At 74.9% G+C, this 14721-nt stretch carries 11 protein-coding genes; 6 read left to right on the top strand and 5 right to left on the bottom strand.

Annotated features, from left to right (window positions below; genetic code table 11):
• Window positions 1-116: 116 nt before the first annotated feature.
• The gene (locus tag ACFOSY_RS24255) at window positions 117-1235 is read right to left on the bottom strand and encodes an ADP-ribosylglycohydrolase family protein (protein ID WP_394310435.1); all 1119 of its coding nucleotides are present in this window, start codon (window positions 1233-1235) and stop codon (window positions 117-119) included.
• A gap of 133 nt (window positions 1236-1368) precedes the next feature.
• Complete coding sequence (locus ACFOSY_RS24250; protein ID WP_449343587.1) at window positions 1369-3852, bottom strand: tetratricopeptide repeat protein; 2484 nt, start codon at window positions 3850-3852, stop codon at window positions 1369-1371.
• A gap of 143 nt (window positions 3853-3995) precedes the next feature.
• Between ACFOSY_RS24250 and ACFOSY_RS24245 the strand changes: the two genes are divergently transcribed.
• The gene (locus ACFOSY_RS24245) at window positions 3996-4457 is read left to right on the top strand and encodes a prevent-host-death family protein (protein ID WP_394310431.1); all 462 of its coding nucleotides are present in this window, start codon (window positions 3996-3998) and stop codon (window positions 4455-4457) included.
• On the top strand, window positions 4454-4774 hold the full coding sequence (locus ACFOSY_RS24240) for a hypothetical protein (protein ID WP_394310428.1): 321 nt from the start codon (window positions 4454-4456) through the stop codon (window positions 4772-4774). The genes ACFOSY_RS24245 and ACFOSY_RS24240 overlap by 4 nt, the downstream gene beginning before the upstream one ends.
• 55 nt (window positions 4775-4829) lie before the next feature.
• On the opposite strand, the gene ACFOSY_RS24235 is transcribed toward ACFOSY_RS24240, so the two are convergent.
• The 3 genes from ACFOSY_RS24235 to ACFOSY_RS24225 form a co-directional block, all read right to left on the bottom strand.
• The gene (locus ACFOSY_RS24235; RefSeq protein ID WP_394310426.1) at window positions 4830-5399 is read right to left on the bottom strand and encodes a hypothetical protein; all 570 of its coding nucleotides are present in this window, start codon (window positions 5397-5399) and stop codon (window positions 4830-4832) included.
• Between the two features lie 69 nt (window positions 5400-5468).
• Window positions 5469-8057 carry a bifunctional FO biosynthesis protein CofGH gene (locus ACFOSY_RS24230; protein WP_394310424.1) on the bottom strand — a complete coding sequence of 863 codons (2589 nt, stop codon included), beginning with the start codon at window positions 8055-8057 and terminating at the stop codon, window positions 5469-5471.
• A gap of 24 nt (window positions 8058-8081) precedes the next feature.
• On the bottom strand, window positions 8082-8942 hold the full coding sequence (locus ACFOSY_RS24225; RefSeq protein WP_394310421.1) for an LLM class F420-dependent oxidoreductase: 861 nt from the start codon (window positions 8940-8942) through the stop codon (window positions 8082-8084).
• 242 nt (window positions 8943-9184) lie between these two features.
• On the opposite strand from ACFOSY_RS24225, the gene ACFOSY_RS24220 reads away from it, so the two are divergent.
• The 4 genes from ACFOSY_RS24220 (at window position 9185) to ACFOSY_RS24205 (ending at window position 14618) form a co-directional block, all read left to right on the top strand.
• Entirely contained in the window at window positions 9185-10696 is a 1512-nt protein-coding gene (locus tag ACFOSY_RS24220) for a CehA/McbA family metallohydrolase (protein WP_394310418.1), read from the top strand.
• A 13-nt stretch (window positions 10697-10709) separates the two neighbouring features.
• Complete coding sequence (locus tag ACFOSY_RS24215; RefSeq protein ID WP_394310415.1) at window positions 10710-11105, top strand: nitroreductase/quinone reductase family protein; 396 nt, start codon at window positions 10710-10712, stop codon at window positions 11103-11105.
• 125 nt (window positions 11106-11230) lie between these two features.
• Window positions 11231-14188, top strand: a complete 2958-nt coding sequence (locus ACFOSY_RS24210; protein WP_394310414.1) for an AfsR/SARP family transcriptional regulator — start codon at window positions 11231-11233, stop codon at window positions 14186-14188.
• A 241-nt stretch (window positions 14189-14429) separates the two neighbouring features.
• Window positions 14430-14618 (top strand): hypothetical protein, encoded by a 189-nt coding sequence (locus ACFOSY_RS24205; RefSeq protein ID WP_031021537.1) that lies wholly within the window; start codon window positions 14430-14432, stop codon window positions 14616-14618.
• The last annotated feature ends 103 nt before the right edge of the window (window positions 14619-14721 follow it).

The following is a 14721-nucleotide window of genomic DNA, read 5'->3' as shown; positions in this document are numbered from 1 at the left end:
TCGCGCAGTTCCCCGCGCCCCTGAGGGGCGCGGGGAACTGCGCGAGAACCCCCCACCCGCCCGCAGGTCCGGAGTCAAAGGGGCAGCGCCCCTTCTGGACGGGGCGGAAACCCGGCTCAGGCGCCCCGCGGGTATCGCGTCAGCCAGGCCGGGGAGGAGCCCGCAGGGCCATGGAGTGCGGGGCCCTGGGTCATTTCCATCGCGAAGTCGTCGGCCAGTTCCAGCACCGTGGGGCGGCCCTCCAGTTCGGCCAGCCAGGCCGGCGGGAGGGCCGTCTCGCCGTGCAGGGCGCCCAGCAGGCCGCCGGTCAGCGCGCCCGCCGCGGCGCTGGGGCCGCCGTGGTTCACGGCGAGGCACAGCCCGTGCCGTACGTCCTCCCCCACCAGCGCGCAGTACACGGCGGCGGACAGCAGGCCCTCGGCGGTGGCGTTGCCGACCAGTTCCGTGACCCGCTCCGCGCCGGGCATGCCCTGCCGTACCGCGCCCAGGGCGCGTTGGAGGGCGTCCGTCACCGGCTGGTGGCCGGGGCGGACGGCCAGCAGGGCGAGGGCGCGCTGCACCGCCGTGTCCAGGCTCTCGCCCCGGGCCAGCGCGTGCACCAGCACCGCGTACGCGCCCGCCGCGAGGAAGGCCACCGGGTGGCCGTGGGTCTGCGCCGCGCACTCCACGGCGAGCTGCGCCACCAGCTGCGGGTCCCAGCCGACCAGCAGCCCGAACGGCGCCGACCGGGCCGCCGCCTCCGGGCCGGCCTCGCCGGGGTTCTTGGGCGCGTCCAGCGTGCCCATCGTGTCGTCGCCCAGTCCGAGGAGCAGGGTGCGGGCCGGGGCGCGGCGGGCGTACAGCCACTCCTCCCGGGCCAGCCAGCCGTCCTCCTTGCGCCGCTCGTCCGGGCCCCAGTCGCGCTGCGTGGTGGCCCAGCGCAGATACGCCCGGTGCAGGTCGGTCGGCGGGTGCCAGGCGCCGGTGTCGCGCCGCACCTGGGCGCGGATCAGGCCGTCGACCGTGAACAGGGTGAGCTGGGTGTGATGGGTGACGGCGCCGCGCCGGCCGTAGGCGGGGGCGAGGTCGGTCAGGCCCTCCGCGCCGTGGGTGCGGCGGATGCTGTCGACGTCCAGGCCGTCGACGGGCGCGCCCAGCGCGTCGCCGACGGCCACACCGAGCATCGTTCCGCGCACCCGGCTGCGGAAATCCTGCTGCTCACGGCGCCCCCACACGGGCCCGGCAGTACCAGCCACCCAGACCTCCCCGGGACCGTCCATACGTACGACGCCCAGCACTGTAATCGAACGGGGACGGTCGGCCGCGAGGCCGGATCGGCGTCCGGTCCGCTGTACGGCGTGTGACCCGAGCGGTCGGATGTGGCCGGAATCAGCCGGTGAGGTCCTGTACGACCGCATCGCGCCGCTCGCGCGCCCAGGCGTAGGACGGGTTCAGCTCCAGGGCGCGGTCCAGGTCGGCGAGGGCTTCGGCGAGGTGGCCCAGGCGGTGGTGGGCCGCGCCCCGGCTCGCGTACGCCGACGCGTATCCGGGGTCGAGGGCGAGCGCCCGGTCGTAGGCGGCGAGGGCGTCCCGGTCGCGGTCGGCGGCGCGGAGGGCGTCCCCGCGTTCGCAGTGGGCCCACGCGGAGTCGGGGTCCGCGGCGACGGCGCGGTCGAGGGCGGTGAGGCGGCCCTCCGGGTCGCCCAGCTCCCGTGCCACCCGGGCGCGGCGGACCAGCGCCCAGGTGTAGTCGGGCTTGAGGGCGAGGGCCTGGTCCAGGGCGGTACGGGCCTCCGTCACGTGGCCGAGGGCGAGGCGGGTGGCGCCGAGGGAGGCGCGGGCGTAGGCGTCGGCGGGGTCGAGGGCGGCGGCCCGCTCCAGGTCGGCGACCGCCTCCGTGTGGCGGCCGAGGACGCGCAGGTACTCGCCGCGCAGGGCGAGGGTGCGGGCGTCGTCGGGGGTGAGGGCGAGGGCGCCGCTCAGCTCGGCGACGGCGGTGGTGTGATCGGCCCGCGCGGCGTGGGCGAGGGCGCGGTCGCGGTGGATGCGGGCGAGGAGGGGCGCGGGGAGGGTGACGTCGGTGGGCGTGAACGAGCGGGCCCGCTCCTCCTGCATCCAGTCGAGGCCGGCGGGCCCCGCGCCGAAGTCCGCGCCGAAGTCCGCGCCGAGGGGCGCGACGCCGCCCGGCGTGGTCGCCGGCCCGGGGTCGGACCGGTGGCCGAGCACACCGCCCGGGACGGGCAGCGGCGAGGCGTGTCCCGCCCACTGGAGCAGGGAGTCGAGGACCGCCTGGGTCCCGCCGGAGGCGAGCGCGGCCGACAGCCGGTCGCCCCACGCGGTCACGCCGGACGCGTCCGAGTCCCGCCCCGCGTCGGCCAGGAGCCTGATCCACCGTGCGGCGAGCGCCTCCCCCTGGTCGCAGGCCTCCACCAGGTCGTGCAGGGCGTCGGAGACCGCCGTGGGGGCGGAGGCGCACAGGCGGTGGTACAGCTCCCCGAGCCGCAGCTCACACCAGGTCTCGTCGAGCCACAGCGTGCCGGTGTCCCGTCCGGTCTCCGTCTGCTCGCGCCAGTGGCGGAAGGCGTCCGCGAGCCTGCGGTGGGCGTCGGCCCAGCCGCGCGGGGAGCGCCCGCGCTGGAGCCGCAGCATGGGGGCGCGCACGATGTCGTGGTAGCGGATGCGGCCGCCGAGCCGGTCGGCGAACGGCAGGGTCTCCACCCAGGCGTAGAGCTCCTCGGCGCGGTCCCGGTCACAGTCGGCGGCCACCGCGAAGACGTCCGCGTCCAGCAGCCGCGGCAGCGCGCCCGCGAGGGCGACGAACCGGCGGCCGGGGTCCTGCTCCCACTTCAGGAAGCGGGCGACGGCGGTGGCGCTCGGGTCGGTGACGTCCTCGGGGCCGGCGGGGCGGGTGCCGGCGATCGTGGACAGCAGCACGGGCAGGCCGCCGGTGAGGCGGAGCGCCTCGGCGACGACGGGTTCGGCGGTGACGCCCCGCTCGGCCAGCAGCCCGCGCGCCTCCGCCTCGGTGAACGGCTGGAGCGGCAGGGAGGTCATGAAGTCGGCGAACGTGCCCCAGCGGGCCGGGTCGGCGGGGTGCTGGCCCGCGGTGACGACGACGACCGTGTCGGGCAGGGCGCCGTGGCGGTCGGTGGTGAGCAGGTCGTGCAGCCAGGCGTCGAGGAACGGGCCGGTGCGCTCGTAGGTGTCGAGGAGGAGGACGGTCCAGGGGACGTCGGCGGCGACCGCGTCCAGTTCGTCCGCGAGGACGGGGGTGAGGACGCTCGCCGGGTCGAGGACCAGGCGGACGTCCTCGTGGCTGCGGAAGCGGGCGGCGAGGACGGAGCGCAGCCGGTCGGCGCCGTGGGCGAGGCGCTCGGGGTCGAGGACGGCGGTGAACGGGGCGACGCCGGGGACGAGTCCGAGCCCGGCGAGTCCGGCGCGGGCGAGCGCCATGCCGCCCGCGGAGGGGGCGCTGTCCGGGGCGGGGTCGAGGGCGGCGAGCGCGGCGGTCTCCGCCTCGTGCCGCCGCTCGCGGTGATGCGCGAGCAGCCGCTCGAGGTCCTTCAACCGGTGTCCCTGTGCGGCGAACTGACGGCACACCGCCTCCAGCACCTCGGGGACGGAGCCGGAGGTCTCGTCGACGTACGCCGTCAACGCGCCCTGCTCACGGGCGAGATGCTCGAACTCCTTGACCAGCCTGGTCTTCCCGACGCCCGCGGTGCCGTGCACATGGAAGAGGAAACGGTGCCGGCCGTCCTCGGGCGAGGTGTCGAAGTTCCCCCGGAACAGCTCCCGTTCGGCACTACGCGCGACCAGCCCGGCCCGCGTCCGCCGCCGCACCCGCTCCTGAAGAGAAACCCGCCCCCGCACCACCCGCACGCCCCTTCCCCCGCGTCACGACGGCTTCATTCTGACGCACCTCGGCCCGATCCGGCAGGGCGGTCACAGCCGGAACCCCTGACTCTGAGTAACCGTATCGATTGACTTCGGAATACGTTCCGAAGTACGGTCGACGTGTGTCCACACCAACGGTCGCCTTCTCCGAACTCTCGAAGAACTCGAAGCGTGTCGCCGAGACCCTGGACCGGGCCCAGCGCGTGCACGTCACGCGCCGGGACGGAGAGGATCTGTACCTCACCACCGCCCGCCATGACCAACAGCGTGAGGAGACGGCGGACATCACCGCCCGGCTCCTCGGCGCCCTCGTCCGCAGCGACGCCGGCGAGCGGGCCGTACTGCGCGCACTCCCCTCGGTCTTCCCCTGGGTGCGCCACCTGTCGACGGAGGAGGTACGGGAGTTCGTGGCGGACCTCGTCGACGCCACGAACGACGCCTCGCACCTGGACGTCCACGGCAACCTGCACCGCCTCGTCGCCGAATGGCGCGCGACGGCCCGCATCCTGGCCGATCCCGACCTGACGGCGAAGCTCACGCGGCGACTGCCGGACGAGGACCACGGCGAGGTGACGGCGCCGTGACTCCGAAACGGGGCGACGATGTCGCGCCGCCGCCGGTGGAAAACGAATGGCGTCTGCGCTTCGCGACGAACGAGGCAGCGAAGGGGTGGGGCGAACTGGGCGCGGAGGCGCCGGGCAACACGCGCCGCTGCTTCGAGGCGCTGCGCCGGGACCCGACGTCCCGGTCGGACCCGGACCGCCGGCACCGCCTGCGCGGCCGGCTCGCCCTGGGGAACCTCGGCGGCCGGGATCATCCCCAGTGGGAGTACGAGGTCACGGCAGGTGGCCGCGTGCACCACCTCGTCGACGAGGCGCGGCGCACCGTGTCTCTCGTGTAGGCGTCGCCTCGGCATCCGAAGGGCACCGAGTAGCCCCCGCGAGCCGGACCGCCGGTTACTTGACCACCTGGACCGTCGTCCCCGCCGTGCCGAAGGTCCAGAGGGCCTTGCCGTCCTGTTTGGCGACGCGGATGCCGCCCGTCTGGGCGCCGGGGTCGGCGGGCGGGGGTGAGGAGCCGTCGACCGCGTTGGAGAAGGCGACGAAGACGCCGGACTTCTGGGCGAAGTACATGATGTGCTCCACCGGGACGCCGTCGCTGCCGGTGGTGGCCTCCGTGCGGGTGCCGATCGCGTAGGCGCCGGGGTCCGGGGCGACCGTGCCGGGCCACACCGGGAAGGAGCGGCGGGCGGCGTCGCTGGCGTCGACCAGCCAGACGCGCTTGAGGCCGAGGGAGTAGACGATGCGGCGGCCGGTGCCGGAGTCGGCCGGCACGGCCGGTGTGCGCGGCTTCTCCGGCGGGGCGGCGGACGGCTTGGGGTCCGCCGTCGCCGTGGCCTTCGGCGGGGTGGCGGCGGCGACAGGCTTGGTGCCCTGGTCCGCCTGGACGGCCAGGACCGCCACCACGGCTATCGCCCCCGTGGTCAGCCCGGTCACCCAGGCCCACGAAGGAAGACGGGCAGACACCGGTACGCACTCCTCAGCCACCGACAGCGGGTCGGATCATCCTACTGCCAGCGGGAGACGCCTCCGGAGTCAGTCGAGGACCGGCAGCAGCTCCGGCAGATGGCCGTCCGAGGCCTGAGCCGCGCGGCGCCGCTCCTCGGGGACCTCGCCGTAGAGGGTGGTGCGCGGCCTCGCCGGGCGGCCGGCCGCCTCCGCGACCGCGATCAGGTCCTTGACCGACTTGTAGGAGCCGTAGGAGGAGCCCGCCATGCGGGAGATGGTCTCCTCCATCAGCGTCCCGCCCAGGTCGTTCGCGCCGGAGCGCAGCATCTGAGCCGCACCCTCCGCGCCCAGTTTGACCCAGCTCGTCTGGATGTTGGGGATCCACGGGTGGAGCAGCAGCCGTGCCATCGCCGTCACCGCGCGGTTGTCGCGGACGGTCGGGCCGGGGCGGGCGATGCCGGCCAGGTAGACGGGGGCGTTGGTGTGCACGAAGGGCAGCGTCACGAACTCGGTGAAGCCGCCCGTCCGCTGCTGGATGCCGGCCAGGGTGCGCAGGTGGCCCAGCCAGTGGCGGGGCTGGTCGACATGGCCGTACATCATCGTGGACGAGGAGCGGATGCCCAGCTCGTGGGCCGTTTCGACGACCTCGATCCAGGTCGCCGCCGGCAGTTTGCCCTTGGTGAGGATCCAGCGGACCTCGTCGTCGAGGATCTCCGCGGCCGTGCCCGGGATGGTGTCCAGGCCGGCCTCCTTCGCCGCCGTGAGCCACTCGCGGATCGACAGCCCGGTGCGGGTCGCGCCGTTCACCACCTCCATCGGGGAGAAGGCGTGGACGTGCATGCCGGGGACGCGTTCCTTCACGGCCCGCGCGATGTCGAAGTAGGCGGTGCCGGGCAGGTCGGGGTGGATGCCGCCCTGCATGCACACCTCCACCGCGCCCACGTCCCACGCCTGCTGGGCGCGGTCCGCGACCTGCTCCAGCGACAGCGTGTACGCGTCGGCGTCGGTGCGGCGCTGCGCGAACGCGCAGAAGCGGCAGCCGGTGTAGCAGACGTTGGTGAAGTTGATGTTGCGGGTGACGATGTACGTCACGTCGTCCCCCACCGCCGACCTGCGCACGTCGTCCGCGACCCGGCACAGCGCGTCCAGCGCCGGACCGTCCGCGTGCAGCAGCGCCAGCGCCTCCGCGTCCGTGAGCTTCGTCGGGTCGTCGGCCGCCGTGCGCAGCGCCTCGCGGACGTCGGTGTCGATGCGCTCGGGGACCATGCCGGGGGCGGCGGCCTCGCGCAGCGCGTCCCAGTCGCCGTACACCTCGTCGAAGTCGGCGCGGCGGTCGCCGGTGCGGCCCTCGGTGTCGATGGCCCGGTGCAGGTCGGTGCGGCCGGTGGCGGTGAACGCCTCGTCCGGCTCCTGCCAGGGCAGCCCCTCGGGCAGCGCGTCCGGGAGGGCGAGCCCGGTCTCCGGGTCGGCGAGCGCGGCGACGTGCGGACGCAGCCGCGGGTCCAGCCAGGGCTCGCCGCGCCGCACGAACTCCGGGTAGACGCAGAGCCGTTCACGCAGTTCGAAGCCGGCCGCGCGGGACTGCTCGGCCAGTTCCTCGATCTGCGGCCAGGGCCGCTCGGGGTTGACGTGGTCGATGGTGAGCGGGGAAACCCCGCCCCAGTCGTCGATGCCGGCCGCGATCAGCCGCCCGTACTCGGCGTCGACCAGGTTCGGCGGGGCCTGGAGGCAGGCGGTGGGGCCGAGGACGAGCCGGGCGACGGCGACCGTGGCGACCAGCTCGTCCAGCTCCGCGTCCGGCATGCCGCGCATCGCGGTGTCCGGCTTGGCGCGGAAGTTCTGGATGATCAGTTCCTGGATGCCGTGGTGGGCGCGGGAGATCTTCCGCAGCGCGAACAGGGACTCCGCGCGCTCCTCGTAGGTCTCGCCGATGCCGATGAGGATGCCGGAGGTGAAGGGCACGGAGGAGCGGCCGGCGTCCTCCAGGACCCGCAGCCGCACGGCCGGTTCCTTGTCGGGGGAGCCGAAGTGAGGGCCGCCGGGCTCGGACCACAGGCGGGTCGCGGTGGTCTCCAGCATCATGCCCATGGACGGCGCGACCGGCTTGAGCCGCTGGAAGTCCGTCCAGGACAGCACGCCCGGGTTGAGGTGCGGGAGGAGGCCGGTCTCCTCCAGGATGCGGATCGAGATGGCGCGGACGTAGGCGATCGTGTCGTCGTAGCCGTGCGCGTCGAGCCACTCGCGCGCCTCGGGCCAGCGGTCCTCGGGCTTGTCGCCGAGGGTGATGAGGGCTTCCTTGCAGCCGAGCGCGGCGCCCTTGCGGGCGATGTCCAGCACCTCGTCCGGCGACATGAACATCCCGTGTCCGGCCCGGCGCAGCTTGCCGGGCACGGTGACGAACGTGCAGTAGTGGCACTTGTCCCGGCACAGCCGCGTCAGCGGAATGAACACGCTCTTGGAGTACGTGATGACGCCGGGCCGCCCCGCAGCCTCCAGGCCCGCGTCGCGGACCCGGGCGGCCGAGGCGGACAGGTCCGTCAGCTGCTCACCGCGGGCCTGGAGCAGCACCGCGGCCTCGGAGACGTCCAGGGAGACGCCGTCGCGGGCGCGCCTGAGCGCGCGGCGCAGGGAGTTCTCGGTCGGGCCGCCGGTTCCGGACGTCGCGGAAGTCGTCATCCTCTGAGCATACGTTCGGCGTGATCAGGACCCCTGACCGTCCACGAACGGCTGGAGCGCGTCCAGCGCCCGCAGCGCCTCCGTCTCCCCGGCCGGCGGCAGCTGCGCCACGACCTCCTCGACGCCCAGCTCCGCGAAGTGCTCCAGCTTGCCCGCGCTGGGACGGACCGCGTACGGGACGACCTGGAGGGCGGCCGGGTCGCGGCCGGCCTCGGCCCAGGCGGTACGCAGGGCGGGCAGCGCCTCGGTCAGGCCGCGCCCGCCGATCGGCAGCCAGCCGTCGGCGTAGGCGCAGATGTCGGCGAACAGCTTCGGTCCGGCCGCCCCGCCGACCAGGGTGCGCGGGCCGCTCACCGGGCCGCGCGGCTTCTGCACCGGCTTGGGGTACGCGACGCTCGCCCGGACGGCGCCGAACTCCCCGTCGTAGGGCGTCGGTTCGTCGGCCCACAGGGCGCGCATCAGGCCGATCCGGTCGCGCACCAGGGCGCGCCGGGTGCGCCACTCCACGCCGTGGTCGGCGGCCTCCTCCACGTTCCAGCCGAAGCCGACGCCCAGGGTGAACCGGCCGCCGGAGAGGTGGTCCAGGGTCGCGATCTGCTTGGCGAGGTCGATCGGGTCGTGCTGCGCGGCGAGCGTGATGCCGGTGCCGAGCCCGAGCCGCTCGGTGACGGCCGCGGCCTGGCCGAGCGCCACGAAGGGGTCGAGGGTGCGGCCGTACTCGCGGGGCAGCTCGCCGCCCGCCGGGTAGGGGGTGGTGCGCTCGACGGGGATGTGGGTGTGCTCGGGCAGGTACAGCCCGGCGAAGCCCCGCTGTTCCAGCTCCCGGGCCAGCCGGACCGGGGTGATCGTCTCGTCGGTGAGGAAGATCGTGACGGCGATGCGCATGGGCGGCCTTTCGTACGCGGACGACGCCCCATGCATACCCGCCCGCTCCCCTCCTGTCCATACCGACCGGTCGGCATCACGCCGGCGGCCACCTCGGATCACGCCGACGACCGCCCCGGACACGGCACGAAATCCGTCGATTCCCTTCCCTTCCACGGCAGTTCACTGCTCAATACGAAGGTTGCACCGCACCACCCCTGCATCACCCACCCCTGTCCTCACCGACACCCGGGAGCAGCAGCATGTGCGAGGAGCATCAGGCCGGCATCGGACGGCGCGCCGTCTTCCTGACGGGCGCCGCCGCCGCGCTTACGTTGGGGAGCGTGAGCTTCGCCTCCGCGGCCGAGGGCGGCCACAGCCAGTCCAGGACCGTACGGGGCACCCTGCCCACCGGCTCCCCCGACTTCGTGTACGTGCCGGTCGAAGTGCCGCACGGCGTACGCGAGATCAAGGTCGCCTACACCTACGACCGGCCCCAGGTCCCGGCCGGCACCGCGGGCAACGCCCTCGACATCGGCGTCTTCGACGAGCGCGGCACCGGCCTCGGCGGCGAGGGCTTCCGCGGCTGGTCCGGCGGGGCGCGCACCGAGTTCTTCCTGCGCGCCGACGAGGCCACCCCCGGCTACGTCCCCGGCCCGGTGCGCGCGGGCACCTGGCACATCGCGCTGGGCCCGTACACGGTCGCCCCGCAGGGCCTGGCGTACGAGATCACCGTGACGCTGACGTTCGGCGAGCAGGGCCGCACGCCCCGGCCCGTGTATCCGCCGGAGCGGGCGAAGGGGCGGGGGCGGGCCTGGTACCGGGGCGACTGCCATCTGCACTCCTGGCACTCCGACGGCCGGCGCACGCCCGCGGAGATCGCCGCGCTCGCGCGCGCGGCCGGGCTGGACTTCGTCAACTCCAGCGACCACAACACCTCCTCCGCGCACGCCCACTGGGCCGAGGCGGCCGGTGACGACCTGCTCGTGCTGCTCGGCGAGGAGGTCACCACCCGCAACGGGCACGTGGTGGCGGTCGGCACCGACCCGGGCACCTTCGTCGACTGGCGCTACCGTGCCCGCGACAACCGCTTCGGCCGGTTCGCCCGGCGGATCCGCCGGGCCGGCGGCCTGGTCGTGCCCGCCCATCCGCACGCCACCTGCATCGGCTGCACCTGGAAGTTCGGCTTCGGCGAGGCGGACGCGGTGGAGGTGTGGAACGGCCCCTGGACGCCCGACGACGAGGTGGCGCTGGCCGACTGGGACGGCATGCTGGTCGCGTCCGTGCGGGAGGGCCGCGCCTGGATCCCGGCCATGGGCAGCAGCGACGCGCACCGCGACCCGGACGTGGTGGGCCTGCCGCAGACCGTGGTGCTCGCCGACGACCTGAGCCGCCGCGCGATCCAGGACGGCATCCGCGCGGGCCGCGCCTACGTCGCCGAGTCCGCGGACGTCTCCGTCGCCTTCTCAGTGTCCGGCCCGCGCGGCGAACACGCGGGGATCGGCGAGCGGCTGCGGGTCGCGGACGACTCCCCCGTCACCGTCCGCGCCGAGGTCACCGGCGCCCCCGGCTGCACCGTCCGCCTCGTCACCGACCAGGGCGTGCTGCACACCTCCGCGCCGCTGCCGGCGGGCGGGGACGGGGCCGTGGAGTGGCGGACCACCCCGGCGTACGCCGCGTACGTGCGCGCGGAGGTGCGGCACCCGGCCGCCGCCGGGCCGCTGCCCGGAAGCTTGGCCGCTTTCACCAACCCCGTCTTCCTCGGCCGCCGGTAGGCTCGGCGTCACGATGACTTCTCGCGCCGAACGCCGATACCGCGTCGTCACGGCCCTCCAGCGCCGCGTCGGGAACCCCCTGCTGCGGCGGATGCCGTTCCAGACCCTGCTGGAGACCACCGGCCGTGTGTCGGGCCTGCCCCGCACCACCCCGGTGGGCGGGCGGCGCGTCGGCGACACCTTCTGGCTGGTGTCGGAGTTCGGCGAACGCTCCCAGTACGTCCGCAACATCGCGGCGGACCCCCGGGTGCGGGTGCGCATCCGGGGCCGCTGGCACACCGGCACCGCCCGTCCGCTGCCCGACGACGACCCGGTCGCCCGGCTGCGCGCCCTCCCCCGGTTCAACAGCACCGCCGTGCGGGCGCTCGGGGCCGAACTGCTCACGGTACGGGTGGATCTGGACGGATGAGGTCACACATGTGGGGAGTCCGTGGCGGCCCGTCGATCCCCGTGTGATCGGTGTCTCGCACGGCTGACTCATGCGTCAGGAGAAGGCAAACTGGCGTAGTTGCTCGGAATGCATAGGGGGACTGCATGGACGGTGTGCCGCGAGGACCCGAGCAGCGGGGTCCCGGCTCCTCCCCGGAGCCGGTGGCGCTGCGGTTCGGCGTACTGGGTCCGGTGCGCGCCTGGCGTGGCGAGGCACCGGTCGCCACGGGCAGCCCGCAGCAACGCGCCCTGTTGGCCGCCCTGTTGCTGCGCGAGGGCCGCACCGCCACGGCCGCCGAGCTGATCGACGCCCTGTGGGGCGAGGAACCCCCCTCGCAGGCGCTGGCCGCGGTGCGCACCTACGCGTCCCGGCTGCGGAAGGTGCTGGACCCCGGCGTCCTGGTCAGCGAGTCCGGCGGCTACGCCGTGCGCGGGCTCGGCGAGGGCGCGCTGGACCTCGGGGCCGCGCAGGAGCTGGCGGCGCAGGCCGAGAAGGCCCGCTACACCGGAGACCTGTGCCGCGCCCGCGACCTGCTCAACCAGGCGCTGGCGCTGTGGGACGGCGAGACGCTGGCCGGGGTGCCCGGCCCGTACGCGGAGGCGCAGCGCGTCCGCCTGGAGGAGTGGCGGCTCCAACTCGTCGAGACGCGGCTGGACATGGACCTGGAGCAGGGCTGCCACGCGGAGGCCGTCTCCGAGCTGACCGCGCTGACCGCCGCGCACCCGCTGCGGGAGCGGCTGCGCGAGCTGCTGATGGTGGCGCTGTACCGCAGCGGCCGCCAGGCGGAGGCGCTCGCGGTGTACGCCGACACCCGCCGGCTGCTCGCCGACGAGCTGGGCGTCGACCCGCGCCCGGACCTTAGCGAGCTGCAACAGCGCATCCTCGAGGCCGACCCGGCCCTCGCCGGACCGCCCGCCGCGCCGGCGCAGGCGGAGCCCGCGCCCGTACGCCCGGCGCAACTTCCCGCGTCCGTACCGGACTTCACGGGCCGCGCGGCCTTCGTGCGGGAGCTGGGCGAGGTGCTGGCGTCGGCCACCGGCGAGCACGGCCAGGTGATGGCGGTGTCCGCCCTCGCCGGGATCGGCGGCGTCGGCAAGACCACCCTCGCCGTGCACGTGGCGCACGCCGCCCGCGACGCGTTCCCCGACGGCCAGCTCTACGTCGACCTCCAGGGCGCCGGCGCCAGCGCCGCCGAGCCGGAGACGGTCCTCGGCTCCTTCCTGCGCGCCCTCGGCACCGCCGACACGGCGATCCCCGACTCCCTGGAGGAGCGGGCGGCGCTGTACCGCTCGGTGCTGGACGGCCGCCGGGTGCTGGTGCTGCTGGACAACGCGCGCGACGCGGCGCAGGTACGGCCGCTGCTGCCGGGCACGGCGGGCTGCGCCGCCCTGGTGACGTCCCGGGTACGCATGCTGGACCTGGCCGGGGCGCACCTGGTCGACCTGGACGTGATGTCGCCGGAGGAGGCGCTGGCCCTCTTCACGAAGATCGTCGGCGAGGAGCGGGTGCGCTCCGAGCGGGAGGCCGCCCTGGACGTGGTGGCCGCCTGCGGCTTCCTGCCGCTGGCCATCCGCATCGCCGCCTCCCGGCTGGCCGCCCGCCGCACCTGGACGGTGTCCTTCCTCGCGGCGAAGCTCGCCGACGAGCGCCGCCGCCTCGACGAGCTCCAGGCGGGCGACCTGGCGGTGGCGGCCACCTTCGAGCTGGGCTACGGCGCGCTGGACGCGGCGCAGGCGCGCGCGTTCCGGCTTCTGGGCCTGGCCGACGGCCCCGACATCTCCCTGGCCGCCGCGTCCGCCCTGCTGGACCTGGCCGCGGACGACACGGAGGACCTGCTGGAGTCCCTCGTCGACACGTCCCTGCTGGAGTCGGCGGCCCCCGGCCGCTACCGCTTCCACGATCTCGTACGGCTCTACGCGCGTGCGTGCGCCGAGCGGGACGAGCAGCCGCCCGCCGAGCGGGAGGCCGCCCGGTCGCGGCTGCTGGACCACTACCTGGCGAAGGCGGTGCGGGTGTACGGCATCGAGCGGCCCGGCGACCGGACCGTGGCGCACCTGGAGAAGGGCCGGTTCGCGGGCGAGGAGTTCGGCGGCGCGCAGCAGGCGCTGGACTGGCTGCACAGCGAGGCCGGGCCGCTGCTCGCATGCGTGCGGCAGTCGCTGGACGCGGCCATGGTGCGCCGGGCCGTCGACCTGCTGGTCGCCGCCATCGACCTCGCGGAGTCCGGGGTGAACTCGCGCCAGTACCGCACGACCGCGCAGGCCGCGTGCGAGGCGGCGGCCACCCTCGGGGACGCCCGCGCCGAGGTGCGGGCCCGGGTCACCGTCGCCCAGGTGCTCAGCCAGGCGGGCCGGTTCGAGGCCGCCGAGGAGGAGACGATGCGGGCGGACGCGCTGCTGCGGGAGGCGGACGACCCGTGGGCGAACGGCGCCGCCCCGAACCAGCTCGGCATCATCGCCCTGTGCACCGCGCGGTACGCGGACGCCGAGGGCTACTTCCTGCGCGCGATCGACGCCTTCCGCGCCGACGGCAACCGGCCCGGCGAGGCGAGCGCCGTCTGCAACCTCTCCCGCACCCTCGCCTCCATGGACCGCAGCAGCGAGGCCGTCGAACTCGCCCGGCGGGGCGTCGAGATCTACGACGAGCTGGGCATGTCGATGCGGCTGGCGAACGCCCGGTACGCCTCCGGCATCGTGCTCAGCCAGGCGGGGCGCGCGTCGGAGGCGCTGGCCCAGCTCGACGAGGCGCTGTGCATCTTCGCGCAGAACCGGCAGTCGCTGTGGGAGGGCACGACCCACTACCGCATCGCCGAGGTGCACCTGCGGGCCGGCCGCCCCGCGCGGGCCGCCCGGCACGCGGAGCAGGCCCTGGCGATGGGCTGCATCGGCGGCGACTGGATGCGGGCCAACGCCCTCACCCTGCTCGGCCGGGCGCTGGACACCCTGGACCAGGGCGACCGGGCGCGCGCCTGCTGGCGCGAGGCGCTGACCCTGTACGACGAGACGGGCTCCGCCGAGGCCGTCCAGGTGCGCCGGCTGCTCGCCCCGCTGTCGGCGGCCTGAGGGCGGCTTGAGGGCGGCGCGAGGGCGGCCTGAGGGCCGCCCGCCGGCGGCGTTCATCGAACGTTTATGGCGGGCTGCCACTCTCATGGAACGGATGCGTCGCGTCGGGGGGCAGGCGGATCCGAGGGGCTCATCACTACTCTGAGACCCGCTAGAACGCCCGTTCGGCGGCCATCGGGGGAGTCGCCGAGCGGGCCGTTCAACCGCAACGCCAGTCCGATACATGGGGGTTGTACACATCATGAGCGAAGCCACGAACGAGCCGGAGTTCACCACGCAGGACCAGCACGCGCCGACGCCGCCGAGCACGGACGACCCCGAGGTCACCACGCTCGACCAGCACGCGCCCGCCCCGCCGAGCATCGGCGAGGTCACCACCCTGGACCAGCACGCCCCGGCCCCGCCCGCCCTGGACCGGGACGGCCGGTAGACCTTTTCCCGCACGGGGACCGGCCGCGGCGGCACGGAGGGGGAGCCGCCGCGGCCGAGTTGTGAGAAGAGGGGCCGGTTCCGGTGTCGCCAGACACCGGAAC

The sequence above is a fragment of the Streptomyces lusitanus genome (assembly GCF_042647945.1).
Classification (GTDB): domain Bacteria; phylum Actinomycetota; class Actinomycetes; order Streptomycetales; family Streptomycetaceae; genus Streptomyces; species Streptomyces pseudogriseolus.
Note: the sequence above shows the minus strand (reverse complement) of the source record. Positions and strands in the feature narration are given on the sequence as shown.